A 26,618-nucleotide genomic window follows, 5' to 3' on the forward strand; every position below is an offset into this window, starting at 1 on the left:
TTCCTAACCGGCTTTGGCTATTCTTCGTAAGAAATGGTGATGAAATCAAAGTTGATCACCACAGCCTTAGCAATTCTAGTGCTGCTCAGTTGCACTGAAGAAAAAGTTCCTGAGAGATTTTATCCGAGAAATGATCATGAAGCATATTGGTATTCACTAAAGCAAGCTAACCTGCTGAGCACCGCACTTGGTAAAGATTGGGTGAAAGCTGCTGAAAAACCTTTTGATCAGCAGATAAGAGTGAAGTTGCCCTATCAGGAATCATTTATACTATCAGAGGTAAAGCCTGATGCAATCGGTTACCGATTTGATGTAAAAAGAGGGCAAAAAATTCTTGTTGATATTGATTTGGTCACTCAAGAAACCACCCGCGTTTTTGTTGATCTGTTCAGAATTGAAAATGACTCTTTAAGTCAATTTCTGCAGGTAGCTTCCGCAGATAGCACTCTCCAACTCGGTTTTGAACCGAGAAGGGATGCTGCCTACCTTCTCAGATTACAACCGGAACTACTTAGAGGAGGACAGTATTCCATAACAATAGAGAATGTCCCAACATTGGCGTTTCCTGTTGCCGGCAAAGACAAAAGGGCAATACAGAGTGTCTTTGGAGATCCAAGAGATGGTGGCCGAAGGGAGCATCATGGCGTAGATATTTTTGCAAAACGACATACCCCAATTCTTGCTCCTACAAAAGCAGAGGTTCGCTTCGTTGGAGTCCGGGGATTAGGTGGAAAGGTTGTCTGGCTTTATGATCGCAAGCGCGGCACCAACTTGTACTTCGCTCATTTACAGGAACAATTTGTCAAAAGATATCAGACCGTAAATCCGGGAGATACCATCGGTACAGTTGGTAATACTGGAAATGCACGATACACCCCACCTCACCTTCACTTCGGCATATATAAAAACGGTCCTATTGATCCATATGCTTTCATCGTCCCTGACTATAATACACCTCCCCCTTTCATTCCAGACACCCTATGGGTTGGGAAAACCCTGCGTTTAGCACAAAATACCATCCGCAAAACACAAATGGATAAAAATGCTGTAAACCTGGATACACTCAAGACCGGTTTATTATACACTATTCAAGCTGTCAACCATCGATATGCACGAATTTCAGATGAAGCAGGAAAGTTTGGGTTTGTGGAAAAGAATGAATTAGCGAATTTTGAATGAATCGCTAAATTGAATCATGATCTTCTTTCGAACCATTAAAGCCTTCCTGGCAGACAAAGAATACAGGGACCTGTTGTTGACCGGAGTTACGATTCTCATCATTGGGACCATTGCTTATCATGAACTGGAAGGGTGGAGCTACCTGGATGCGTTCTATTTTTCATTCATTACGCTCACTACCATCGGATTTGGAGATTTTGCACCTCAAACGGATTGGGGCAAGATTTTTACTGTCCTTTATATCACAATTGGTGTTGGTATTATACTTTCCTTCGTAAACACCTTGTATCTGCACTACAGCAAATCAATAAAGGGTCGTAAGCGAGGAAAAAAATCTTCTTGATTGTCCTAATCCAGGCTATAGGTGATCCTAAACACTGTCCCTGCTAAATCATCTGAAACCAACATAGATCCATCCGTAGCAAACACCAAATCAACCGGTCTGGCCCAGGCAGTATTTGCTTCTTTATCAAGAAAGCCTGTCGCAAAATCCTCATAAGCCACACCTTCACCATTTTGTTCAGTCACCATAGTGATCTTATGGCCGGTGTGACCCACATCGGCATCACGGTTCCATGAGCCATGCTCAGCTATAAATATCTTGTTTTTATATTCCGAAGGAAATGCCTCACTTGTACAAAATTTAACCCCCAAAGGAGCGACATGTGGCCCTAAGTTTTGAGCTGGTTTTTCAAAATCGTCACATGGATACTTATGTCCAAACTCCGGGTCTTTAATATAGCCTCCGTGACAATAAGGGTATCCAAAATGCTGACCAGGCTCAGTTACCCTGTTTAATTCACAGGGAGGCATATCATTGCCCATCCAGTCTCGCCCATTATCCGTAAACCACATCTCACCTGTCTCAGGATGCCAGGTAAACCCGACTGTATTGCGAACGCCATGCACATAAACCTCTCTGTTCGATCCGTCAGCATTCATCCGGGTGATGCTCGCGTACATTTCATTTTTGCTTTCACAAATATTGCAAGGAGCCCCAACTGGTACATACAGCTTACCATCAGGACCGAAGGCAATAAATTTCCACCCATGATGCCCGTCAGTCGGGTAATCATCATAAATCTTAACAGGCACGGAAGGATTCGCCAGGTTTTCTTCAATATTATCAAATCTCCAAAGCTTTGAAACCTCAGCCACATATAGAGAACCATCTTTAAAAGCTATGCCGTTTGGCATGCGCATATCGCTTGCGATCACGTACTTTTCGTCCGCCTTCCAATCGCCATCCGTATCCTTTATTGCATAAACTTTATCTCCACCTCTATTGCTGACAAACAACGTTCCATTTTCAGTCAGCACCAATGACCGAGCATTATTGACGCGGGCAAAGACATCAATTTTAAAACCTTCCGGAAGATGTATTTCATCAAGCCGCAACCCTTCAGTGGAGGTCAAACCCGTCTGGTCTACAGTTTCCTCCTTGGATGGGTTGTCAGCCGACTGCTTCGAGGAGCAGGCGATGAGGATAAATGAGAATAAAATGGTGAGTGCGGTATTCATAACTAAAATATTTTCTTCTATTTCAATTTAAACAAAATAAAAGGTTCATGTATAAAAGACAGATTACAAGAAAAAGTTTCAAAAACACTACAATGCCAGCCGCTATTCCCTTGAGAGGACAACCGAAGGATGTCCGAAACTTGGGAATCTAGGAACATAATGAATGGTCAGAATACATCAGATTCCCAAGTCTCGCTCCTATGTCGCTCGCAAGGGAATGACGGGCGGAGAATTGCAAAGAGAGTATTAAATTTAAAAGAATAGCCCAGGCTGAGTTTCCTGTAGCAAAGTTTTACTTTTGCGGCCATGATCGATATTACGAATCTTTCTTACTACCTAGGCGACAGAGCACTGTATGATGAAGCCTCTCTTTTCATTGGCCCAAAAGATAAAATAGGACTAATCGGACTGAATGGAACAGGTAAGTCTACTCTTTTGAAAATGATGGTTGGAGATGTGCAGCCTTCAGGGGGTAAGATATCGATGAGTAAAGACACTACGATCGGATTTCTGAATCAGGACCTCCTGTCTTTCCAGACACAAGACTCTATCCTCTCAGTGGCTATGACTGCATTCGCTGAGACCATGAAGATTCAGAAAGAGATCGACAAGGTGATTAAGGAAATGGAGGAGAATTACCGTGACGAGCTCGTGGATAAGCTTACGAAGCTTCAGGAACGTTTTGAAGCGAATGAGGGCTACTCTCTGCAATCCAAAGCAGAAGAAATCCTGGAAGGTATCGGCTTTAAGACATCTGACCTTTCTCGTCCCTTGAGTGAATTTTCAGGAGGATGGCGAATGCGAGTAATGCTCGCGAAGCTGCTTCTGGAAAAGCCAAGCCTACTCATGCTGGATGAGCCAACCAACCACCTGGATTTGCCTTCTATTCAGTGGATTGAAAACTACTTGCAATCATATGAAGGAGCTTATATCATCGTTTCTCACGATAGGGAATTCCTCAATCGTACTGTCAATAAAATAGTAGAAGTATCACAGGCTGACCTGAATGTGTATTCAGGGAACTACGATTTCTATGAAGAAGAGAAGGCTCTGAGAAATGAACTCCAGCAGAATGCCTATGAAAACCAGCAGAAGAAGATAAAAGAAGCAGAAAGATTCATCGAGCGATTTAAAGCGAAGGCAACCAAAGCAAGCCAGGCGCAATCCAAGATGAAAATGCTGGAAAAAATGGAACGTGTGGAAGAGGTGGTGGATGAAAACATGAAAGTCAACTTCCGCTTCAACTTCAAGACCAAATCCGGAAGACATGTCAAGCGTCTGGAGAACATTTCCAAATCGTATGGTGATCTTGAGATATTGGACAACTCTACCATTGGAATTGAGCGAGGAGACAAGATTGCACTAATTGGTGCAAATGGTAAGGGAAAATCGACGCTTTTGAGAATTGTTGCCGGAACTGAGCCTCATGAAGGCAAGGTGCAGACCGGTCATAATGTGATCAACTCCTTTTATGCGCAGCATCAGCTGGAAGATCTGAACATCCATAATGACCTGCTGGAAGAATTGAAACAGGCAGGTACTGGTAAAACCGAACAAGAGCTAAGAAGTGTGCTGGGGTGCTTCTTATTTTCTGATGACGAGGTTTTCAAGAAGATTAAGGTGCTCTCCGGAGGCGAAAAATCCAGGGTTGCTTTGGCTAAGACCCTGATCTCTGAGGCAAATTTCCTTTTGCTCGATGAGCCGACGAACCACCTGGATATGATGAGTGTAAGTATCCTTGTTCAAGCATTGCAGCAGTATGAAGGTACGCTTTTATTGGTATCGCACGACAGGCACTTCATCTCCCAGGTAGCCAACAAAATCTGGTGGATCGAGGGTAAAGAGGTGAAGGAATATCCGGGAACTTACAAGGAATTTGAATGGTGGTGGAATAAAAACAAGAAAGGCCAGATAAAAGAGGAAACTCAAAAGGAAAGCAAGCCTGCTAAAAAGAAAGAAAATACGAAACAGCGAAGCAATACGGAAGAACAGCAAGCAGCTAAAGAACTAAAGAAGGTAGAGCAGGAAATAGAATCGCTAGAAACCAACATCAAGCTGTTAGAGACTCAAATGGCCGATCCTCAGATCTACGAAAATCCAGAGGAATATGAGAAAGTAAACATTGACTACAGTCAGAAGAAAGAAGCCCTGGAAAAGCTCATGGAAAAATGGGAGCAAATGGCTTGATGTTTAAGTGATCATCAAACCATCATCTTCTTCATTGACCATTTCCTTTATTTCGTACTCTTCCTTAATTAAGCTAAACCAACTCACCACTTTTCTCAGCTGACTTTCTGGTATTGTAGCATCGAGATCAGGAATGATCGAATGAAAATAAGACCTTAAGTCCAGCACATTTTGTGGTGGATTTTTATCCATTTGAATAAAGATATCCATCAAGTTGATCGTTCCATCTGTCAACTTAAAGTCAACATTCCCAAGTGCCAACACCTTATCCCTTTCATTGGCAATAAAAACAACAGGTCCACCCCCAAGTGGTTGAAGGTGATACCCTTTGGGGTTGTACACATTCAGGTGAAACAGCCCTTGCTTCCCTTTGACATTCACGATCTTTTGAAGATTGATTTTAGCCATCTTATCCCTGTTTTTCGATTCTATTTATGATCCACTGAAAGCGATTATTGATCATATCTATCGCTGTTTGCGGTAGATTCACTTTCGTAGGGCTATACTTCACCTCACCTTCCCTGATGCTGTGAGAAAACTTATAATTGTATGCTGCATCGTTTTCAAACGTGGTTTGCTTCAGTTGCGTGAAGTCATACTTCATGCTTTTCTCCCCAACGAATTCATGGATTCGATCAAGGATTTTTTGGGGCTGTGAGCATAGCGCATCGTACCGCACGATTAATATTCGGTTGCCATGTCCTTGATTCAATGCATCTTCCAACAAAGAAACCGGGGCAGACATAAGCGTAAACTTTTGACTAATGAAAGTTTCCACTCGATTGAGCAGCGTAGCAAATCCCAGATCATTCTGCGCCTCATCGTTATTTTCCATCAGTATGGTTTTTTGATACTGAGACTCAATGGATTGAAAAACCTCTACCGGATTACGATAACAAAAGATCACTTTGCAATCCTGGTGACCCATGATGCGATCCATGATCGGCAGCTTATTCACCCATCCGCGATTCTTGTCAAATACCACCTGTTTATCCTGCCAATAAGCATGTAAGTATGATTTTACGCCATTTCTGAATCGCTCAGACTCTGCCAGCCGATCCATATTCTTATAGGAAATGTTGTGACTAAACACCTTTCTCATCTGCATGATCATGTCCAGCGTGGGTGAGGTAGGTGTTGCATGAAATTCCGGATTCATGTTTAGCATGTTGCACATTAGGGTGCTGCCGCTCCTGGGGAATCCGGCTACAAAGTGAAGTTTATTCATTCTTTTTTATACGTTCTTAAAAACACAAAAAACACCCCGGCACTGGCCGGGGTGCTGATGAGGCTACCTTAGCTTCATCTTCCTTAGTTAATCATTGTTCGCCACATCTACAGGCGCCATCAGCATCATTAGCTTATTGATCTTGCTTTCCAATTCTGCAAAGCGAGCTTCGTCATTTGACTGACGAGCCTCCAGATCATTATTCGCTTCTTCAAGCTGATCATTTTCAGCCATCAAAGATTTGTTTTGAGCATTGAGCTCTTTTACAGCTTCAAGAAGAAGCGGGATCAATCCCATATAATCAACTGACAGGTATCCATCCTCTCCCTCTTTGACAAGTTCAGGATATAGCTTCTGTACCTCTTGAGCAATCACTCCGTAATGCTCAGATTCGGTATCTGTAGCTTTGATGTCATTGTACTTGTATTTGTAGCCCTCAAGCTTCACAAGCGTATTCAATACATCTTTCACATCTTTGATGTCCGTTTTCAATCGTTTATCAGATGAATTAGTCAGTGTGCCCGAATACGCAAGATTTCCATTCACTTGAAGATCTCCATTCAAAGTTGAACTTCCATCTTTAAGCATTACGAAAGCATCACTTCTGTTTGTATTATCAATTCCATTTCCAATAACAAAAAGCGCATCAGTAGACACAGAGCTGTTAGGTGTCCCTCCAACAGTAGCATTGTAGAAACCAATCGCAGTTGCTCCAAAAGATGAAGTTTGAAGACCCCAACCTCCTACTGTTGCAGCACTTCGTCCACTCACTTGGTTATAATGTCCACCACCAATAAATGCATCTCTGGTATATGCCCCGTCAATAGTGTTATTATATCCACCGGCTATGGTATTGTGCGCAGTTACAAGTTGGTTTGCTCCGATGGCATTGATGGTATTGGCTTTCCCTCCAGAGATTACAGACCAGTAATTGGTAATTGAATTGTCTTGCCCTCCTCCAATGCTTGATCGAACACCTGTTACAGAACTTGTTGTTCCTGCATTGAAAGATCCACTTCCCGTACCAGCATATGAAGCTCCACCTGCATCTGCCCAGGTAACAGCACCAGCACCGTCCGTTTGCAGTACCTGACCTGCCGTACCGTCAGCGGTAGGTAGTGTAAAAGCACCATCTATACCCAGGCTATTCGCAGTGAAAGCACCGTTCACATCAGTGTTGCCATTCTTCAAAACAACCATTGCGTCGCTTCTTGAAGCATCACTAGCTCCATTTCCAACAACAAACAAGGCATCTGTGGCTACAGCGCTATTAAAAGCTCCGCCAGTGGTTGCGTTATACATACCTACCATAGAAGCTGCATACGATGATGTTTGTAGTCCATACCCACCTAGCGTTGCTGCATAGTTTCCATTTACACTATTGCTTTTTCCTCCACCAATAAATCCATTCTCCACATTATTACTATTCGCAATTGTATTCTGACTACCTCCTGCAATAGTAGAATAATTCGCTGCATACTTTGGACTACCTAAAGTATTATTAGATCCACCTCCTATGAATGAGGCGTTTGAGTTCCAGACAAAATGATTCGAACCGCCTGCAGCCGAGCTTTTAGGGCTTAAGTTTAAGTAAATATATTGGCCACCAGAAATCGATCCGTAATTGGATCCTGTGATCAAGTTGTTCTTTCCTCCTGATAATGTGGCGTATGTTGAACTCGAAATTTCATTTCCGTACCCCCCTGCTACTACACCATTGGAGCTACTCGAAATGCTATTTTCATATCCTCCAGTCACCACACTGTAATCGGCAGAGTACATTCGATTAGATCTTCCACCACCAATAAATCCATAGTTAGAATCCAGACCGCCGGAATTTCCGACCGTGTTATCGTATCCTCCCGCTATGGTACCGCTACTAGAGTATGCAACCCTATTATTATATCCACCAGCTACTGTACCATTATCAGACCTGTATACACTGTTAGAATTACCTCCTCCAACAAATGCTGCTGATCCTCGAGCGAAATTACTGTAGCCCCCTGCGATAGTAACGTTATGTGAAAAAGCAACTCTATTGTTATAACCACCACCTATAGTAGAATAACCCGATGAAGATCCTATTTCATTGTTATTTCCTCCTGATATCACACCATTGCTAGAGTAAAGGGAATTGTTATTTCCTCCACCAATAGAGGAGTAATAAGCATCTGAATAAATGGTATTATTCAAACCTCCAGAGATTACCGCATTATAAGAGTAACTTTCTATACTATTGCCTGAACCTCCTGCAATTACGGTTTTTTCAGCGTTATATTGGATCGTGTTACCATATCCTCCTCCAATCACCGCATCTTCAGAATGATAGTTTCCTGCGCCATCGAGTTCTATCACGTTATTTCTACCACCACTAATAGCTCCAAAATTTGAATAGACATTATTAGGAGTGGCAGTTGGTCCACTTACCTGGAAGGAATAACTACCTGATCCTGTGTATCCAGCTCCACTGACATCTGCCCAACTAGTGGTACCTGCACCATCGGTAGTTAACACCTGACCATCTGTTCCATCAGCCGTTGGTAAATTAAATGCACCAGCCACAGCAAGCTCATTTGCTGTAAATACACCGGATAGAGTGGCATCACCAGAACCATCTGCTAAGTCATCTATACTAGTAGGAATGACTCCTGAATCGTCAGTAAGATCACTAACGTCTGCTGGGATTGCAGCAAGTAAATCACGCTCCTCTTCTGTAAGTCCATTTTCTGCATAGGCAGCATACGGAACACTATTTAATCCAGAAGTTCCTAAGTCTACAAATCCATCACCAGTGTTTACTTCTACTTTAATGGAAGCATCTGACGCTCCCCAATCAATCGCATCGAACGTGGAAGCCGACCCGCTTGTTTTGGTTCCATTACCAATCACAGCAGTAACTGCACCAAAAGCATCCGTGGTTTTTGTGTGTGTTTCTACCCACAAGGTTCCATCATCATTCGTAATGGTGAATCTCAAAGTCACATCCTGTGAGGCCATTACAGACCCGTCGCTATTTCTCAAAACAGCCTGGTAATTAAAACCAGGAGGACTATTTAAGTTTCTTTCTAAGGCCTCCATTTCCTTCTCCATCACCTCCGCATTAACTCCAGTAGAGCTAGAAAGCATGATGAACAGAGTGGCCGAAAAAATGTAAAAAAATCGTTTTATCATGGCAGTATTTGTTTTCTGTTGTAAAGTTTAGTTCTTGATTAGTTTAAATGAGGCTGCTTTCTTGTTATCCGAAAGCTGAATATTGAGCCAATAAATGTTTGCTGGAAGTCGGCTGATATCTAACCTCAGCTGAACCCCTTTCTCAATACCTATCGATACCTTTTTACCCTCCAGGGTAAACAATGATATTTCTGCATTGGTGAAATCAACTCCCTCTCCAGCGATGTTCACAAGGTCTCGAGAGGGATTTGGATACACAGAAAGACTTTCTGAAATATCCGAAACACTCAATGCAGGTTCACTCGTGACAAATGGTTGTTGGAAGCCAGCAATCAAAAATGCATCTCCGGCAGCCACAGCGGTAGTCACTACGGTCTCTCCTATTGAATAGCTTGCGGTGGTGCCCGTTTTTGCGGCGCTCACTACGGCTTGCCGTTCAATGGATTGTGCAGATACATATGTTGATACGAGCGCCAGCAAGCAAAAACACATGCATGTAAAATTTCTCATATTGATCCAGATTTTATGTTTGTAAGCGGTTAATTAGAATCGGGTATCAAATTCATGGATGAATGGTGCATTTCAAAATAAATGTTGTGAACTGCAGATATTTGTATGAGTTTGACATTACTTTTCGGAGAGGTGAGGTAACAACCCTCTTACATGACAGGCATTGGAAAGTTGGAAGCCCGAGTCAGGTGAAATATGTAAATCCTCTAATTAATTTGATCTTTCATCGAAGAAATATTCATCATGAAAATCTACATCATATATTTACTTTAAGATGTGATTAAACCGCTCATTCGTGTACAGACATATTATTCTTCTCTTATTATTCGTAATTACAATCAATGGCTATGGACAATCAATTTTAGACAAAGGCAAAAACCTAATAGATGCAGCTGATTACCAATCAGCCAGAGATTTTTTTGAGGAGAGGCTTGACTCCTGCAATACCGCATGCCCCGATTCCATTGTAGGCTACCTTCATGTATATATGGGTAAGAGTCTGCACTTGCAGAATAAATATGATACCGCATTGATCCATTACAGAAATGGGATCAATATTTTCAATGAGCTGGAAGATATTAATGGACAAGTTTTTAGCTATACCTCGCTGGCAGAATTTTATAGAAGTATAACTCACGCTGAGAGAGGTATTCCCTATCTTGAAATGATAGATAGCCTTATCAAGTACAAACGTCCTACATTAAGAAATCTTGCTTATTTCTACAATAGATATGCCGCTCTTACCAATGAGTCGGTCGGTAATAGAAAGGAGAAAGTTCTTAGTCTATCAAAAAAGGTTTTATCCATTGCCCGTGAGATCGATGATAAAGACCTGGAAGCCAACTCGTTGAATGAAATAGGATTTGTGTACGAAAAATCAGATCAACGACAATCCCTTCAGTATTACGATCAGGCACTGAAAATCTACAGAGGGCTGGGAAGTATCCGGTATGTAGTTGGTACTTTGAGTAATCTATCACGTGCCTCGTATGAGTTTGATGAATTTGATTTAAGCCTCAATTATGCGTTGGAAGGTGCCCGCTTATGTGAAGAAAATGGTTGGGCAAAAGATAAGGCTGGGTTTTATTGGATGCAGTATCAGAATTACAAAAGAATCGAAAAATATGAGAGGTCGCTTGATGCTTTGGAAAGCTTTCATGAAATCTATTCGATCCAAAGAGAAAAGGAATGGAAGGAGTCCATTTATGAGGTAGAGACCAAATTCAACATATCCGAAAAAGAAAAACAGCTGGCGGAGGTAAGAAATGCTGAAACAATTGCTCGGTTAGAGAACGAAAGAAAGAATAAGCAAGTGATCACGCTTTTCGTAACTGGTGTCCTTTTACTTGCTATCCTGGGGATTCTCTATTGGGTCTATCATAAAACGAGGAGAAGCAATGAGCTACTCAATAAAAACGTAGAGGAAAAGGAAATACTGATGCAAGAAGTGCATCATCGGGTTAAAAACAATCTTACTTTCTTGAAAAGCTTATTGTACCTACGAGCTAAAGCATCGGATGACGACCGTGTGAAAATAATCCTGGATGAATGTCAATCAAGGGTGCAGTCGATGGCGCTTGTACATCAAAGCCTTTACGATGTAGAGGATGCTTCAATGATTGATTTTCAGGAATTCCTCAATGAGCTATTCTCAGACGTTTCATCCATGTTTGATAATTACCATGTGAGATTAAAAATTGAGGCGAAATGCATGTTGAGCATGCAGCTTTCAATTTTTCTGGGGCTTATTGTAAATGAGTTGCTGACGAATTCCTTTAAATATGCGTATGTTGGCGAGAAGCGTGGAGAGCTATCTATTGCTTTCACCGAAAATCATAATTGCTACACCCTGAGTTACGATGATAATGGTAAAGGACTACCTCCTGACTTTGATATTTTTTCATCCAATGGATTCGGATTCAAACTAATCAGGATCTTGCTGGATCAGATTGATGCCACCATGTCATTGCATGGAGATCCTGCTACACACTTTAAAATTGAAATACCTAAATGAGCAAATTCAATATCGTCATCGTAGACGATGAATTAATGATTGCAGAGATGACTAAAGAAATGCTGCTGGAGTTGGGATACAACGTGGTAGGCATTGCTAAAAATCATGAAGAAGCTGATTTGATCCTTTCTTCTCCTCAGCAGATAGACCTTTTGATACTAGATATCAACCTAAGCGAGCAAAAAGATGGCATTGATCTGGCCAGGGAGGTGGAAAAGAAATACAAGTTGCCTTTCATATTTCTTACCTCCTACTCCGATCCAAAGACCATAAAAAAAGCGTCTTCTACTACCCCCGCAGCTTACCTGTTAAAGCCTTTCACGCGGGATGATCTCTTTACAACCATAGAATTCTTACGTGCCAAAGGAAGTAAAAGCGCTGAATTTGTGCTTGTAAAAGTGGGTGCTAAAAAAGTTAAAGTCTCCGTTCAAGACATCCATTATATTAAGTCTGACAACAACTATCTCGATGTGGTGACAGAGGAAAAGAAATTCATTGTTAGAAATTCATTGGATAACTTTTTATCGGAGCTGAGATCTAACGAAATAGTAAGGGTCCACAGATCGTATGCAGTAAACATTCATAAAGTAAAAGCCATTAACGGACAACAGCTTCTTGTAAAGGATATCAAATGTCCTATTTCCCGCACCAACAAACGTGAGGTTAGTGAACTCTTGGCTGGCAAGAAATGACAAAAGGCTGAGGCCTCATGACTAATCTAAATGATACACTATCTCATTCTTTACACTATCTGTTTTACTCAATACTTTCTTATAGAACTCATTTTTTGCGATGAACAGGTATCTATAGGCAAAAATGATATTTCGGAATTCGTCATCGTTTAAGAAGGAAGGATCAATGGATTGTGGCCCAGTGAATCTTACATTTTTCATGTAGTAGGGTTTAACAAAATCACGAACATGTTCTTCCAGAGCATCATCATACTCAGTAGTACCTCTATAAAACTGTTCATACAAATCCACTATCTGATTTCTAAGCTCAAAGTCACTGATCAAGTCCATTTTTCCAGATGCCTTCAATGATTCATAAGCCGTGCGTTGTGGAGTAAAAGGAGGATTGTATTGAATTTTTAATGTTTGAAACATCAAGGCTGAATCACTCCCATAGGGTCTTCCTACACTTGCCATTGAAAGATTTACCAACGCCGATGATATTTCCTCATTGATTTTCAAGAGCGTATCCAAAGCCTCCATATCTGTTTGTAGATCGGTAGCCATACTTTCCAAATACTTCTGCTCCTGCATACGGTTACCCGCCTCCTCTCTCCAGCCTTCCATATAAAAGGCAATGCTGATACCTAAAATCACCACCAACAGGTTGGCAATGTGATCGAGCCAATTAATCTTCTTCATACGCTAAAAATAGTGATATCAAGGGATTTTGATCTTGTGGCCAGAAGAGAAAGGAACAACCCCCTAAATACTCTGTCTAGATGGCACTCCTGACACAACAGAATGACGCGAGGTTATTACAGGAGCCGTGTTGTAGTCATTGATGGCTTTCTCATAGATATCCCACAATTTTTCGTGTAGACTTTCAATGGATCTTGCCTCGATAGAGTTTCGAGCTGCCTCGCTCATTTCGGCATGAAGTTGTTTATCGCCTACTAACTGAACAATGCGCTTAACAAACTCTTTAGTCTTTCCAGTCTTGACCAGAAAACCGTTTTTCTTATTTTTGATTAGTTCTGAAGGACCGCCTGCATCTGCAGAGATTACAGGCAATCCAGATGCTAATGCTTCTATAACTACGTTTCCAAATGTCTCAGAAGATGATGGGAAGAGAAACAAATCACTGGAAGCATATATTCGGGCCAGCTCTTCTCCCGTTTTCTTCCCCGTAAAAACAGCCTTGCGCATTCGCTCCTCCAGCCATTCTCTTTTAGGTCCATCCCCAGTGACCACCATCGTGATAGACTTGTCTATTTTCCTTAGCTTCTTATAGATCTTAACCATTGCTGGCATATCCTTTTCTTTGATCAGACGACTTACAAAAAGCACCTTTTTATTCTCTTCCGGAACCACCAAATCGAATAAAGATTCATTGCGATAATCCGGGTGAAAAGAACCTGTCTCTATCGCACGCCCCCATATTTTCATTTTCTTCTTTGGTACGCCGAGCTTTTTTAGATCCTTGCGAATAGGTTTTGTGGGCACAAGTGTGAGGTCCGCCTTACGGTAATACCACATCACAGATCGCTTGATTATTCTACCTAATAGGAAATCACCAAACTTTCCAATATAGTACTTTAAGTAAGCCGGGAAATGTGTGTGGTAGATATTTATAACTGGGATTCTGTGTTTTCTCCCATATTTTATTGCAAATCGACCCAGCAGTGAGGGTGATGTAAAATGAATGAGGTCAGGATTAAAATCATCCAGTTTTTGTTTGACTTCCTTTCCGGGTATCCCAAGCCTATACCCGGATTGACCTTTTTGGAAGGGCAGATCTAAAAATTTACAGGTATGTATTTCAAAGGGAATCTTTTCCGGAAAAAGTGGAGGGTGCGGAGTTATTATCAAAAACTCAAATCGGTCTTTTGGCGCATTTTTGAGAATTTTATGCAATGTGACACTCACCCCATCAAAATTCTCCTCAAGGACATCAGCAAACAAGGCTATCTTTCTCTTTGTCACACTCATAATCGGTAGTAAAGATCATGCTGATCTAATTGCAGCGAAAACAAATACGATTATGAAATAATGAGTCTTTTTTTACCCCACATTGATGCCAATATTATGATCAACCTTTCTTCACTGATCTTTTTTAACATTGAGATCAGAAGAAATAATATTGACTTAATGGACAGTGGTTTTACTCGTCGCAACTGCGCCTTGATATATATCCAACTGACGATCAAAACAATCTTTCCATGACAAATCAGATACATAGTCTCTGGCTTTTTGTTTTAGCAATAGAGGGTCGAGCTTTGTGAATTTTATAATTGCATCAACCAGGCATTCCGGTGAAACCTTTTCCAAAGTGAGGCCGGCACCCGATTTTTCAATATGTTCTTTAGCCGCTCCTTCACCAGCTACAATTAATGGCAATCCGGAGCTCAGGGCCTCTACTAATGACAACCCAAAGGTCTCCCAGCCACTCAATGCAAAACCCAGATCGGAACTGGCATAATACTCAGCCATTTCCTTCTTGTTTTCAATAAACCCCTTGAAATGGACATGTTTATATTTTGCCACTGCCTCCTTGACCAAGTTTTCATAAGGTCCGGTTCCGGCCAGCACAAGTGCCGGTGGGGTATCTAATATTTCCAAAAGCATTTCATATGCTCTTAGCAATACATGAAGTCCTTTTTCTTTCGAAAAGCGATGTGGGAAAAACAATATGAGGCGATTAGGATTACCCGACTTAAGATCGGCTACCAAGCCAGAATTTCTTTTGTCAGGATGAAATAACTTATTGTTCACCCCAAGTGGAGCAAAATGAAGATTTCTCATTCCGTTTTCCTCCATCCTGTTTTTAACAACCTCACTAGCCACTAACACTCCTTCCATTCGGTTGTAATGCTTTCGTGCATACTGCCAGGCTAGTTGCTCTCCTTTATTTGCTAGTCCTAGAGGAGCGTTTTTCAAAAATCGACGTACATATGTGACAGGAAAATCAGCATGCCAAAAACCAAAAACTTTGGATTGAAGCTTATTTTTTTTCACAATTGAGTGGATAATCCGAGGCATAAAATAAGGAGATCCTACTTCAATAATGTCTGGCTGATGCTCAAGTATCACTCGAGACATGGGCCATTTCCGGATCAAATAACGATACTCCCAGTTGCCCCAGACTTTGGGTACTTCAATATGCTCCACATATGTGTGATCATTAATCTGCTCTGTGTAAGTTCTGTTATCGTGCATCACAAAGACATAATGCACATCGGATCGGGATTTAAAATAATCCATCTTTTCCAGATGGTACCGACGCACGCCTCCACCGGATGGACTCCAGAAATTATTACAATCTAATAGCTTGAGCATGCCTCCAGTTGATAGAAGCTTTTGTACCACTGTACAAACTCTTTCACCCCTTCTTTAACAGACACCTTAGGTTGATAACCAATCTCTTCTTTTAGCTCTGATATGTCCGCATAAGTGCTTACTACGTCTCCTTCCTGCAATGGCAGAAACTGTTTTTTCACTTCCATTCCAAGCTCTTCTCCCAGTATATTAATGAAGTCCATAAGCTGCACTGGATGGCTATTGCCAATGTTGTAGATGCGGTACCTTACTCCCTTCTCATTGGGCTTAGGAGTGGTTTCGAGCACCTGCTTCACCCCTCCTACAATATCATCAACATAGGTAAAGTCCCGCTCCATTTCCCCATTATTAAATACTTTGATCGGGTCTCTTTTGGAAATGGCTTTTGCAAAAAGCATAGGCGCCATGTCCGGTCTTCCCCAAGGGCCATAAACCGTGAAGAAACGTAAACCTGTTGTAGGAATTTTGAACAGATGGCTGTACGTATGCGCCATCAATTCATTGCTTTTTTTGGTACTTGCGTATAAGCTTACCGGCTCGTCCGTTTTGTGCGCAACAGAAAAGGGCTGATCGATATTCAATCCATATACACTGGAGCTGCTGGCATAAACCAGGTGCTTCACAGGGAAGTACCTGCATGCCTCTAGTATGTTATTAAAACCAACTACATTCGACTGAATGTAAGCATTGGGATTATCGATGCTATACCTCACCCCTGCTTGTGCGGCAAGATGAACCACATACTCAAATCGGTATTGAGCAAACAATGTGGTTATGGATTTCTCATCTGTAATGTCGATTCGAACAAACTGAAAGTTTTCAAATTCATCACTTTCAGTTTCTCGATTATAGCGAATGAAGTCGGGGTGGATACCAAGTTCTTTTAAACGCTCAAATTTGAGCGTCATCGGGTAGTAGTCGTTGATATTATCAATACCAATCACATGGTATCCCTGATTTACTAACAACTTTACTGTGTGGAAACCAATAAATCCCGCACATCCGGTTACCAATACCTTAGTTTTCATCCAGTTTATAAAAAATTAGATCAATTTGTATAGGCAATACACATCATTTGAGAGGTATTTCCAAGAATGGACGGGCATGATAACAGAATCGTAAAAGTGAGGAAATAACTCACTAGTGTTCATTAAGAAAAGATCAAGAATTCATTGACCACCATTGATTTTTAAAATACCCATAGAGCGTATTGTTATTGGTGTTATCAGCATTATTCTGTAGGATTTATAGAATTTTGAAGTCTTTTTGATCTAAACAAGGAGATTTATCGTTATTTTGTTGATATGGATTTACAATCGAAGAAGCTTCATTTCATAGAAGAAGTTCTTGCTATTAGTAATGAGGAACTTATAGACAAGCTAGAATCATTGCTAAAGAAAGAACAAAAATTAGATCCAACTCTAAAAGAAAAGCTAACTGCAAGGGCTTTGAAAGCAGAGGAAGATATTAACGCTGGAAGAGTTTTTACAAGAGAAGAAGCAGAAGTCAAATTAAAGGAAAGATTGGACTTATGAGGGTAATCTATACAGGCCAGTCAATTGACAGCCTTGAGGAATCCTTAAATTTTGCAATTAAAGAACGAGAACTTTCACCTGAAAGAGCATCAAGTCTAAAAGATACTCTACTTGATCGTGCTGATAGTTTAGGCTTGAATCCGTACAAAGGCCAAAGAGAAGATTACCTGAAGCATCTCAAACAAGAGCACCGAAGAATCATAGAAGGTCACTTCAAAATCATTTATAGAGTTGAAAGAGAGGTTATCTACATCACAGACTTTTTTGACTCAAGACAAAGTCCCTCAAAAATGAAAGGTTAATAATACCCTTATCCCATTAAGAAAAGATCAAGAATTCATTGACCACCATTGATTTTTAAAATACCCATAGAGCGTATTGTTATTGGTGTTATCAGCATTTACACTATTGGATAAACCAAACTGTGAAGACTGCCTAACGGAAACAAATCGACCAAAACGAAAAGGTGCCGGAATAACGTACACAGGTATTTTGTTTCTGGCTAAATTTCCACTTACCCATATATCATCAACGAAGAAGGCTTCTTTCGGCGCACTGTCAAAATCGAATATGGTTCGATCGAAGAATTTTGGCTTTACGGCAAAACTGGCTGCTCCTTGCAGGCAATCAACACGAACAGGTTTCTCTACTGAGTTGTCCCTCCTATAAAACCGAACAATTCCACCATATCGTTGCACTTTATAAGCATGATCCAGCGTTTCCGGTACAGTCCATCCTGAAAGTGTCATCGCTGCATCCGGGAGTTGATTTTCATGCTTGACATAGTTCTCTACCATCTGGTGGGAATAAATCTGATCATCATCTACTACAATGATTAATCGATCGGGGTTATGCTCATAGAAATCTATCGTAGGCAACAGCTTGGTCGCCGGGCCTAAATCATTTTCAATCCAATTGATTTCAATCAAAGGATGTTCGGTGATATAATTTGGAATTTCATATTCAGTTTTATCCCTTTTAAAATAACGAGGGAGATTGATCATGATTTTTTCAGGAAGAACAGATTGATCAGTCAGTGAATTAATGGTAGGGAGCAATCCCTTGAAACGAGATGGCAACACGGACATAGACACCACGGCGCTAGACTGATCCTTCCCCTCCATTCGCCGGATCCACTTTTCTGGTTTAGAATATCGAATTTGAAACAGTCTGGAAATCTCCTTCAAATATCTGCTCATCTTCTTACTAGATCTATTTACTTCAAAAACCAAAACTATACGCTGATAAAGAAGAAAATCTCTGCATTTCCATAATTAAACAAACTCATAACATGGTGTTAATCTTCTCAGAGTACTGTCAGCATAGTTTTGCTAGCTATGAGAGGGGATAGTCATAGTGACAAAGAGTTTTGGATTTCGCCAGAAGAACGAGTGGACTTTTACCTAAACAGTCAAGCTTCATTTGATATCAACCTGAAGCGATATGAGGAAGTAAAGAGCAGTACCAGTTGGAACCAGAAGGAAATGAAACTGGTGTCTTATGATGATTTTCAAAGGACCTTCACTCACTGGTACTGCAAGCACATTGTTCACCTACCCAGGATACGAAACATCCGGGTTTTACCATTTTACAAGTCGTACAAAGACCTGCACTCACTGATGAATTTCTTTCTGCCATTCGATCGAATTGGGAAAGAATACGCTTCAGTGAAATACCCACTTTTTTACGGAGAAGCAGGTGATACTAATGAAATTCCCTGTATCAGAAAATCAAGGAGAGCGGATGATCCTACCAGTGTGATTTTCAATTTTAGATCCCTTCGATTGACATCACCATGTGAGGTTTCAGCCCATAATGACCTCCCGTGGGAGCAAAAGAAAAACAATGTTATCTGGCGAGGAGCTACTACTGGTCAGGATCAGCGTGTGCAGTTCGTTGAAAAGTATTTCAAGGAATACGATGTGGGTTTTGCTAGTACTAAACAGAAGCCTCATTTAGATCACTTGAAAAAAGACAAAGTATCCATCAAAGAACAGCTTCAATACAAATTCATCATTAGTCTGGAAGGGAATGATGTAGCAAGCAACCTCCGCTGGGTACTCTCATCCAATTCTGTCCCCATAATGACAAAGCCTTACTGGCAGTCGTGGATCATGGAAGACCGGTTGGAGCCAAATATGCATTACTTGGAGCTAAACAATGATTTATCCAACCTGAATGAGTTGTTGCACTGGGCAAGAAATAATGATGCAGCCTGCAAAAAGATCGCTCTTAATGGTAAAAAATACATGTCCCAATTCCTTGATCTGGACAATGATCTGCGTGTACAAAAAATGGTATTGGATGAATACGCGAAACGACTAACCTATAACAACAATTAGCCATGATAGATATTTTAATGCTTTCTACCGAGCACATTGAAGAGTACACAAAATACTCGATCCCTATCTGGGAAAAGTACTGCGATATGCATGGCTATCGATTTTGTCATTACGGTGAGAAATTGATTCCAGACATGGCATTTACCTGGAGTCGCATCAAGATGATTCAGGACCATTTTAATGAAACGGACGCTGAATACGTGATGATGGTAGATGCTGATACCCTCATTTTCAAGGACCAGCTGGACTTAAAATTGGAAACGCTAATTGAAAAGTATATGACTGGCGACAAACGGATTCTTTTTCAAAAAGATGGATCTGAACGCATGGGCCTTTACTTCTCACATAATTTCAAATTGAGCTTAGAACTCAAACGCTGGACTCTTCCCAACGCAGGATTCAACATCATGAAAAACTGTGAAGAAGTACACCGATTCATAGATACGTGGCTAGAGCTTGGGCAAGGAAAACTAAGACACCTGGCCGAAGTGCACCCTCGAACACAAAATGTTCTTTTAAGGGGGCTAATGACCGATCCTAAGATGGATCAATTGATTGGGTACCTGCCCTCCAAAGTGGTAAGTAGACGCAATACAGAATTTTGCAAACACCTATCTGCCATGACGAAGGAGCAGATCGCCACGGAGATTAAGAAAGAATACGACAAGATTTTTCAGGGTGAAGGTGAACTCATAAATCAATGAAAAAGCTTTACCCACTTATCAAAAATCGTCTGGGGCTATTCACGGTTGGAGCTACTACCGGGATATTGTCAGGCATCTGTACTTCCCAGGTAATCTCTATGATCAAAAGTGGATTGGATTCAGTGGATAACATCAATGGAAGTTTCATTTTTCAAATCATTGGATTTAGTCTGCTTGCGACTGCTCTTGGTATTGCATCCGGTTATTTCATTGCCCGAATTACAGCCATTGTGATTAGAAATCTGACTCAGAGTCTGTCGGAAAAAGTACTGAAAGCAAACTATGAGTATGTGGAGTCAAACTCTGAGCGAATCGTTCCAGTGCTTACTCGGGATATCACTATGCTATCCGAATTCATTAATCGCTTTCCACAATTTCTGGTATCCACTACTACTGTAGCGGTCACGCTATTCCTCATTTTCAAAACAGACTGGCAGCTTACCTCTTTCTTTATGGTTGCTTTTCTGCTTCAGATCATTATGGTTGCTTCTACACTTCCATTGGTGAGACGACTGACACGACGATCAACCAAATTCAACAACTTTCTATTCAGGGATTTGGCCAGTTTGGTTTCCGGTTTGAAAGAGCTTTCATTGAATCAGCGAAGGCGCAATGAATATATATCAGGAGTGATATCTGAAAACTTGCACAATTGGAATCACTCTGAAGTGAAACGAAAAGTGTTGCTCGAAAGCACAGACCGGCTATCGGATCTATTGGTTTTTATTTTTTCCGGACTGCTCATGTTTATGGGTGTTACTATTCTTCCAATCGATTTCAATCAGTTTAAGGTGATCCTACCAACTATTCTTTTCCTGATTCCATTCACAGTGAAGATCGCCAGCTTTTTTCGATTAAGAAGTAGCGCCTTGGTTTCATTGGAGCAAATCCACCAGCTTGGCATTGACGTTGACAAACAGAAAATAGAATCATCCAAGGAGTTAAGCCTTGAAAGCGAACAAAACGAACCATACCTGTTCTTTGATGATATTGAGTTCCAATACAAAACCTCACAGCACGAAAATCCTATCTCTTTCGGTCCCTTAAAAGTCTCATTTACAAAGAATATGATCACGTTCATCGTTGGAGGAAATGGTAGTGGCAAAACCACCTTCTCAAAGATTCTAACCGGACTATATCAACCTACTCAAGGCCGCATCTATTATAAAGGTCAGCTGGTGGACCAGACCAACTTACTTAGTTATAGAGACCTGTTCTCTGCTTACTATGCGGATTCACACGTCTTCGAACACCTTTCACATATAGATGCCAGCTTTCTAGAAGATCATGCTGAGAACTACATAAGTATGCTGGAGATGGATGATAAGGTGGAAGTTGATAATCAGAAGTTCAGCTCAACCAAACTTTCCTACGGTCAACGTTCCAGGCTAGCCCTGATAGCCAATATGCTGGACAACAAAGAAATCTATGTTTTTGATGAATGGGCGGCTAATCAAGACCCCTATTTCAAAGGCATATTCTACCATGAAATACTGCCGTTCCTAAAAGAAAGAGGGAAGACAGTGATTGTCATCTCTCACGATGAAAAATACTTCAATGTAGCAGATGAAATCATCGAACTGGAGGAAGGGATGACTGTTTCAGAATCAAAAATTGTTCAACATGAGCTCGCCTAAACTCTCGATAATTGTTCCTGTTTATAACGTTTCTGAGTACTTACCGAAGTGTATAAACACCCTTTCCAATCAATCGATTGAAGACATTGAAATCATTCTTGTCAATGATGCCTCGCCTGACCCGGAAGATGATACCATATGTAATTTTTTCTCTCGGAAAGATGATCGTGTTAAATACATCAAACATCCGGAAAATCGTGGACTGGGAGGAGCCAGAAACACAGGAATTAAAGCTGCTGAGGCGGACTATGTTGGATTTGTGGATAGCGATGATTGGGTAGAACTCGACATGTTTGAAAAACTTTTTCAAGCCATCCAATCAAAAGATGCCGATATCAGCCAGTGCTATTTTATGGAGCATAGAGGTGGCTTGAGTAATGTCCGAAAACTAAAAAAATTTAGAAAGAGAAGGGACATTCTAAACGCTACCAACGTACTGTTTTGGAACAAGCTATTTCGTAAAGAGCTGTTCACTAAAAACGATATTTACTTCCCGGAAAAACACTCGCTGGAAGATCTCGCTACTATGCCAAGACTGCTGTACCATGTTGATTCCATGGCACAAGTGAAAGAGCCCCTCTACCACTACATTGTAACACGTCCAGGAGCCTTGACGGCCAACTATGACCGAATTTTTTCAGATCACTCTACGGTTTTCAACATCATCAAAGAGTTTATGGAAGAGCAACAGGTTTGGGATAGAGATCGACCATTTTTTGAAAAAAGAGTTCTCAAAAGCCTGATTCACGATGTAAGTCGTTTTGCTCAGGATGATCTATTCACAGAACACGAAAAAATGAAAGTGCTTTCCAGTCATTTACATAAGTCCCTCAATTTTTTAGAGAACCCTGACAAAATAAGAACCGAATCAATTGAAGAGGCTGAACAAACACTCAAAAATTATAAATGGAGATTAGAGGCTAAGTCTCTCCTTAAAGTGATCTAACATGAAGGTCATTACCTCTATCGTCTTGCTTGCTGCATCACTCTCACTTTCAAGCCAGGTACTATATCCAGAGAGTGCTCTTCTGGATTATTACCGTGTACTGGAAATAAAAAATCAATCCCTTGGAAAACGTCTCAACCTTTTCCCTTCGATCATCTCTCCATACAAAACTGATTCCCTAAAATGGAATCCATGGGATTTTAACAAATCTGATAACAAAAAGAAAATAGCTATACTTCCTCTCCGATTGGCTAATCATTACAACACTAAGTATGCCAGAGGATATAATGACGGAGCTGTATGGAAAGGCAAAGGGCTCACCTCTTCACTTCAGGGAGGAGTTCAGGGAAAGCTTGGAATGCTCGAATATACTTTCGCTCCCATTATCTATTATTCTCAAAATGCTGATCTTGAACTAGCCCCGCAGCAGGGCCACAACAATCCTCTTAACTATCAATTTCGGAATCAAAGTATTGACTTTGTTCAGCAATATGGAGCAGACTCCTTTGTAAAACTTGATCCGGGTCAATCTGAAATTCGAATGGTGTACCGCTCGTTTACACTAGGTGTTTCAACTCAAAATGTAACCTTCGGTCCCGCACAATACAATCCAATTATCTTGAGCAATAACGCAGCTGGGATTCCACATTTAGATATTGGAACATACACTCCAATTAAAACCAAAATAGGGCTTATAGAAGGAAAAATCTACTATGGTATTCTATCCAAATCAGCATACTTCAGCGAAAACGATGAATGGGATTATCGTTATTGGTCGGGCTTTTCCATTGGTTATAGTCCTGGTTTTCTACCAGAACTTACGCTTGGCTTCAATAGAGCCTTTTATGAAAAATCCAGTGATTTCTCACCAATTGATCTTCTCGTTTTCATTAATAAATTCGATGATACGGATGGAAACCCATCTGTCAATGATGAATTTGATCAATTGGGATCTGTCACCATGCGATGGCTATTTGAGGAAGTAGGGTTTGAGGCATACGCAGAATATGCAAAAAATGATTTTGGAGGGAAGCTGTGGGGAACCGCTCCTGAGCATGGACGAGCATATGTGATTGGCTTCAACAAATACGTCAATGTGAAAAATAATAATGTTTTAAAATTGACATATGAACACACGTCTTTGGATCAGCCAAAAAATGCCATTTATCGGCCATACAATTCGTGGTATTCACATGGCATTGTAAAGCAAGGTTATACGCTGAATGGGCAGCTCCTGGGTGGCGGCATTGGATCAGGGTCTGTTACAGATATACTGGAAGCTCACTACTTCTTTTCTGTGGGAAGATTATTGCTCAGAGCTCAGCGGATTCGTTTTGATGATGATTACTTCTTCGACAATGTGCGGGATGAATATAATCATGATCACGAATGGACACTTGAGTCCAAATATTCGAAGCTCGTAGGAGCTTATCTCATCGGGTTTGATCTGGCCTTCAGTTTCAGACAAAACCAGCACTTCATCAAAGAGAACGACAAAACCAATATTTATTTAGGTATAACCTTCACTCGGTTTTTCAAAAACTAGTTGGCACCTCTCAGTTGTCGATTGCCACGAAGGCCCCAACCTGAATCCCTGCATTTCTCGCGAACAAAACATATAATCCATCCGAAAGATGTAGACGTTATGTGAATGAAAGAGATGTAGATATTATTCCCTAAGATGAAATAATTGAACAACTCAAAAACAAAGACCAGGCTGTAGATGAACCACTTTTTGCTACTATAAAAAGACAGTCCCCCCATCAATGCGAAGATGCCTACCGATCCTCCCATCCATGCTCTGCTAAACGCATGTGAAAAAAGGGTCTCCTTCGGCCAGTATTCAATGAGCGTATTGAATAAAGCGCCATTAAAAATGGCTATCAGAATGTAAGAAAAGAAATAAATAAAAAAGGTGAGCCTAGTTCCGTGCTGCGCTTCAAAAGACTGTACTGGAAACATAAAACCGAAGATGGTGACGAAGAGAATATGAACAAAATCATTGTGGAGCCACGGTGTTGTAAAACTAGTAGCCATGAAGTGCCAGAAATTTGTTTTATACTCCGCCATCCACATGGACCAATTGCACTGAAGTACAATTTGCCAAGGGCCAGTATCACAATCTCTCCGTTCCGCAAACCCAAGAAATACCAGCACCAGCCAGATTGAAATGAGATAGAAAATGCTGAATTTGCGGGAGTTCAGCCACTGCCAGAAATTTTGATATTTCTTACTACTTGGGTGCGACCATGGCCACATGTACGGCACCCATTTCTTTAGGTATTGGTTCTCGCCATTCGGAAGATTCATTCAGCTAAAATCCTTTGAGACAAAACTATTGAGTACCCATATCAAAATGGAAGTTAATTGGCTGCAAGGACCTGAATTAATAAGAATATAACATTTAGTTTTTGGTTAGGTAATTGGCACTCTTCTTATTCATTCGTGGAAGTCACACACTCGATCTTCCAACCTTCTTCCGTTTTCCTATAAATAGCTGTCCATGCAAAATGAGTTTGTCCGGTTTGTTTTTCCCCGCTTTCATCCTGATAAGTAACCTCCACGATCTTGTCAACAATCGTGTATGCTATGGAACCATCGTCTGAAAAGCGAAAAATTGGATTCGCCAGATCGTCCCATTTCACAAATTCTACAGACGAGAAATAACTATTGTATTTACTCAATGTTGCTTCCCTTTTGGGTCGCGTGATTTCTCCCCGATTGACAGAAATGAAATCCTCCGATAGCTGGTTTAAAAAAGCAATTGAGTCTTTGCCGAAGTGGAAATCTCTCTGCGCATGATGCATGGCTAGAATTTCTTTCTTCGCCTGATCAAAGTCAACTGCATGCTGATCACAGGAAACAAAAATTAAGGATGCCAGAATGAGCGTAGCTCGTGTGAAATTGTTCATGAAAGTATTGATTTAATGACTAGAAGGTGATTTTTTGATCATTGATAAAGACGCTATCAAAATTGAAAGTAAATACATCTTTACCTCCCTGGATAATCACTAGTTTGTTGGCTAATGGGCCAAACGGAGTTTCTTCTTTGTATGTATACCGTACTTCAATCCGCTCGCCAGTATCCATCGGGTTTCTCATTTCAAATGTTGAAATCCATTTGTTTTCACTGTCATAAATAATGGAAACTGGATTACCCAGTCTATCGACAGCTTCAAAAACACTACTCCCTCCTTCACTTCTATCCATTTGAATGTTCGTAAAAGCATAATCCGGGTCAACATGGATTTTATGAAATGCATGACTCCTCAATATCTCCACCACTTCCCGTGAAAGTGTGTCAGCCCGATTTCCTAATGAATCGATTAAGAACCCTTCGTTATTTGCGGTTACTATTCCATGAAATGGATGATCTCGATAGGAAAAATCTTGTCGAAACTCATACGTTCCATCGGCCTGATTTTTGACAGTTGTCTTGTAAGAACCATTGGGTCCCTGACAGCTTGCGTATGCCTCAATGTTTGTTATGTCTTTATAAACTTTCGGAAGTTCTAGTTCGAATGTTTTTTTCTGCATATTGCAGGATGAGAAAATGATAAGCACCAGTATTAAAGTGAGTGACGCATTTAGGAATTTTGGCACGGCATTCGTTGTTTATCCAAAAAACAATTAA

Annotated in this window: 25 protein-coding genes; 12 read left to right on the forward strand and 13 right to left on the reverse strand. The window is 40.9% G+C overall.

Going from position 1 to position 26,618, the window contains the following annotated elements; genetic code table 11:
• Positions 1 to 39: 39 nt before the first annotated feature.
• Both ACP14Y_RS02805 and ACP14Y_RS02810 read left to right on the forward strand, forming a co-directional pair.
• Complete coding sequence (locus ACP14Y_RS02805) at positions 40 to 1,179, forward strand: M23 family metallopeptidase (RefSeq protein ID WP_424961453.1); 1,140 nt, start codon at positions 40 to 42, stop codon at positions 1,177 to 1,179.
• Positions 1,180 to 1,195: 16 nt separating this feature from the next.
• Positions 1,196 to 1,522, forward strand: coding sequence for a potassium channel family protein (locus tag ACP14Y_RS02810; protein ID WP_424961454.1), 327 nt, complete (start codon positions 1,196 to 1,198; stop codon positions 1,520 to 1,522).
• A gap of 5 nt (positions 1,523 to 1,527) precedes the next feature.
• Here the strand turns inward: ACP14Y_RS02810 and ACP14Y_RS02815 are convergent, their stop codons facing one another.
• The gene (locus tag ACP14Y_RS02815) at positions 1,528 to 2,700 is read right to left on the reverse strand and encodes a PQQ-dependent sugar dehydrogenase (RefSeq protein ID WP_424961455.1); all 1,173 of its coding nucleotides are present in this window, start codon (positions 2,698 to 2,700) and stop codon (positions 1,528 to 1,530) included.
• A 306-nt stretch (positions 2,701 to 3,006) separates the two neighbouring features.
• Here ACP14Y_RS02815 and abc-f point away from each other — a divergent pair, with 306 nt between their 5' ends.
• Complete coding sequence (gene abc-f, locus ACP14Y_RS02820; RefSeq protein WP_424961456.1) at positions 3,007 to 4,887, forward strand: ribosomal protection-like ABC-F family protein; 1,881 nt, start codon at positions 3,007 to 3,009, stop codon at positions 4,885 to 4,887.
• A gap of 3 nt (positions 4,888 to 4,890) precedes the next feature.
• Here the strand turns inward: abc-f and ACP14Y_RS02825 are convergent, their stop codons facing one another.
• From ACP14Y_RS02825 to ACP14Y_RS02840, 4 genes are all read right to left on the reverse strand, one after another.
• Complete coding sequence (locus ACP14Y_RS02825; protein ID WP_424961457.1) at positions 4,891 to 5,295, reverse strand: hypothetical protein; 405 nt, start codon at positions 5,293 to 5,295, stop codon at positions 4,891 to 4,893.
• A 1-nt stretch (position 5,296) separates the two neighbouring features.
• Positions 5,297 to 6,115 carry a sulfotransferase family protein gene (locus tag ACP14Y_RS02830; protein ID WP_424961458.1) on the reverse strand — a complete coding sequence of 273 codons (819 nt, stop codon included), beginning with the start codon at positions 6,113 to 6,115 and terminating at the stop codon, positions 5,297 to 5,299.
• Between the two features lie 87 nt (positions 6,116 to 6,202).
• Positions 6,203 to 9,286: a tail fiber domain-containing protein gene (locus ACP14Y_RS02835; RefSeq protein WP_424961459.1), complete on the reverse strand. Its 3,084-nt coding sequence runs from the start codon at positions 9,284 to 9,286 to the stop codon at positions 6,203 to 6,205.
• A 27-nt stretch (positions 9,287 to 9,313) separates the two neighbouring features.
• Positions 9,314 to 9,796: a T9SS type A sorting domain-containing protein gene (locus ACP14Y_RS02840; RefSeq protein WP_424961460.1), complete on the reverse strand. Its 483-nt coding sequence runs from the start codon at positions 9,794 to 9,796 to the stop codon at positions 9,314 to 9,316.
• A 295-nt stretch (positions 9,797 to 10,091) separates the two neighbouring features.
• Between ACP14Y_RS02840 and ACP14Y_RS02845 the strand changes: the two genes are divergently transcribed.
• Together ACP14Y_RS02845 and ACP14Y_RS02850 are read left to right on the forward strand one after the other, a co-directional pair.
• Positions 10,092 to 11,810: a sensor histidine kinase gene (locus ACP14Y_RS02845; protein WP_424961461.1), complete on the forward strand. Its 1,719-nt coding sequence runs from the start codon at positions 10,092 to 10,094 to the stop codon at positions 11,808 to 11,810.
• Positions 11,807 to 12,502, forward strand: a complete 696-nt coding sequence (locus ACP14Y_RS02850; RefSeq protein ID WP_424961462.1) for a LytTR family transcriptional regulator DNA-binding domain-containing protein — start codon at positions 11,807 to 11,809, stop codon at positions 12,500 to 12,502. Before ACP14Y_RS02845 ends, ACP14Y_RS02850 begins: the two co-directional genes overlap by 4 nt.
• 21 nt (positions 12,503 to 12,523) lie before the next feature.
• On the opposite strand, the gene ACP14Y_RS02855 is transcribed toward ACP14Y_RS02850, so the two are convergent.
• From ACP14Y_RS02855 to ACP14Y_RS02870, 4 genes are all read right to left on the reverse strand, one after another.
• A complete protein-coding gene (locus ACP14Y_RS02855) occupies positions 12,524 to 13,183 on the reverse strand; it encodes a DUF6090 family protein (protein ID WP_424961463.1) in 660 nt (219 codons plus the stop codon).
• A 63-nt stretch (positions 13,184 to 13,246) separates the two neighbouring features.
• Positions 13,247 to 14,473 carry a glycosyltransferase family 4 protein gene (locus ACP14Y_RS02860; protein WP_424961464.1) on the reverse strand — a complete coding sequence of 409 codons (1,227 nt, stop codon included), beginning with the start codon at positions 14,471 to 14,473 and terminating at the stop codon, positions 13,247 to 13,249.
• A gap of 156 nt (positions 14,474 to 14,629) precedes the next feature.
• Positions 14,630 to 15,820, reverse strand: coding sequence for a glycosyltransferase (locus tag ACP14Y_RS02865; RefSeq protein ID WP_424961465.1), 1,191 nt, complete (start codon positions 15,818 to 15,820; stop codon positions 14,630 to 14,632).
• Positions 15,805 to 16,848 carry an NAD-dependent epimerase/dehydratase family protein gene (locus ACP14Y_RS02870; protein WP_424961466.1) on the reverse strand — a complete coding sequence of 348 codons (1,044 nt, stop codon included), beginning with the start codon at positions 16,846 to 16,848 and terminating at the stop codon, positions 15,805 to 15,807. The genes ACP14Y_RS02865 and ACP14Y_RS02870 overlap by 16 nt, the downstream gene beginning before the upstream one ends.
• A 276-nt stretch (positions 16,849 to 17,124) precedes the next feature.
• On the opposite strand from ACP14Y_RS02870, the gene ACP14Y_RS02875 reads away from it, so the two are divergent.
• Together ACP14Y_RS02875 and ACP14Y_RS02880 are read left to right on the forward strand one after the other, a co-directional pair.
• Positions 17,125 to 17,355 (forward strand): hypothetical protein, encoded by a 231-nt coding sequence (locus tag ACP14Y_RS02875; RefSeq protein WP_424961467.1) that lies wholly within the window; start codon positions 17,125 to 17,127, stop codon positions 17,353 to 17,355.
• Positions 17,352 to 17,657, forward strand: a complete 306-nt coding sequence (locus ACP14Y_RS02880; protein WP_424961468.1) for a type II toxin-antitoxin system RelE/ParE family toxin — start codon at positions 17,352 to 17,354, stop codon at positions 17,655 to 17,657. The genes ACP14Y_RS02875 and ACP14Y_RS02880 overlap by 4 nt, the downstream gene beginning before the upstream one ends.
• A gap of 27 nt (positions 17,658 to 17,684) precedes the next feature.
• On the opposite strand, the gene ACP14Y_RS02885 is transcribed toward ACP14Y_RS02880, so the two are convergent.
• Positions 17,685 to 18,554, reverse strand: coding sequence for a hypothetical protein (locus ACP14Y_RS02885; RefSeq protein ID WP_424961469.1), 870 nt, complete (start codon positions 18,552 to 18,554; stop codon positions 17,685 to 17,687).
• 138 nt (positions 18,555 to 18,692) lie between these two features.
• On the opposite strand from ACP14Y_RS02885, the gene ACP14Y_RS02890 reads away from it, so the two are divergent.
• From ACP14Y_RS02890 to ACP14Y_RS02910, 5 genes are read left to right on the forward strand one after another with little or no spacing between them, the layout of a single operon-like run.
• A complete protein-coding gene (locus ACP14Y_RS02890) occupies positions 18,693 to 19,697 on the forward strand; it encodes a glycosyl transferase family 90 (protein ID WP_424961470.1) in 1,005 nt (334 codons plus the stop codon).
• Between the two features lie 2 nt (positions 19,698 to 19,699).
• The gene (locus tag ACP14Y_RS02895) at positions 19,700 to 20,401 is read left to right on the forward strand and encodes a hypothetical protein (RefSeq protein WP_424961471.1); all 702 of its coding nucleotides are present in this window, start codon (positions 19,700 to 19,702) and stop codon (positions 20,399 to 20,401) included.
• Positions 20,398 to 22,038, forward strand: a complete 1,641-nt coding sequence (locus ACP14Y_RS02900) for a cyclic peptide export ABC transporter (protein ID WP_424961472.1) — start codon at positions 20,398 to 20,400, stop codon at positions 22,036 to 22,038. Before ACP14Y_RS02895 ends, ACP14Y_RS02900 begins: the two co-directional genes overlap by 4 nt.
• Entirely contained in the window at positions 22,025 to 22,984 is a 960-nt protein-coding gene (locus ACP14Y_RS02905) for a glycosyltransferase family 2 protein (RefSeq protein WP_424961473.1), read from the forward strand. The genes ACP14Y_RS02900 and ACP14Y_RS02905 overlap by 14 nt, the downstream gene beginning before the upstream one ends.
• A 1-nt stretch (position 22,985) precedes the next feature.
• Entirely contained in the window at positions 22,986 to 24,530 is a 1,545-nt protein-coding gene (locus tag ACP14Y_RS02910; RefSeq protein WP_424961474.1) for a capsule assembly Wzi family protein, read from the forward strand.
• Here the strand turns inward: ACP14Y_RS02910 and ACP14Y_RS02915 are convergent.
• From ACP14Y_RS02915 to ACP14Y_RS02925, 3 genes are all read right to left on the reverse strand, one after another.
• Positions 24,527 to 25,294, reverse strand: coding sequence for a rhomboid family intramembrane serine protease (locus tag ACP14Y_RS02915; protein ID WP_424961475.1), 768 nt, complete (start codon positions 25,292 to 25,294; stop codon positions 24,527 to 24,529). The genes ACP14Y_RS02910 and ACP14Y_RS02915 overlap by 4 nt on opposite strands.
• Positions 25,295 to 25,419: 125 nt before the next feature.
• Complete coding sequence (locus ACP14Y_RS02920) at positions 25,420 to 25,896, reverse strand: hypothetical protein (RefSeq protein WP_424961476.1); 477 nt, start codon at positions 25,894 to 25,896, stop codon at positions 25,420 to 25,422.
• A 19-nt stretch (positions 25,897 to 25,915) separates the two neighbouring features.
• Positions 25,916 to 26,587, reverse strand: a complete 672-nt coding sequence (locus ACP14Y_RS02925; protein WP_424961477.1) for a hypothetical protein — start codon at positions 26,585 to 26,587, stop codon at positions 25,916 to 25,918.
• Between the last annotated feature and the right edge of the window lie 31 nt (positions 26,588 to 26,618).

It is taken from the genome of Ekhidna sp., assembly GCF_965247405.1.
Classification (GTDB): domain Bacteria; phylum Bacteroidota; class Bacteroidia; order Cytophagales; family Cyclobacteriaceae; genus Ekhidna.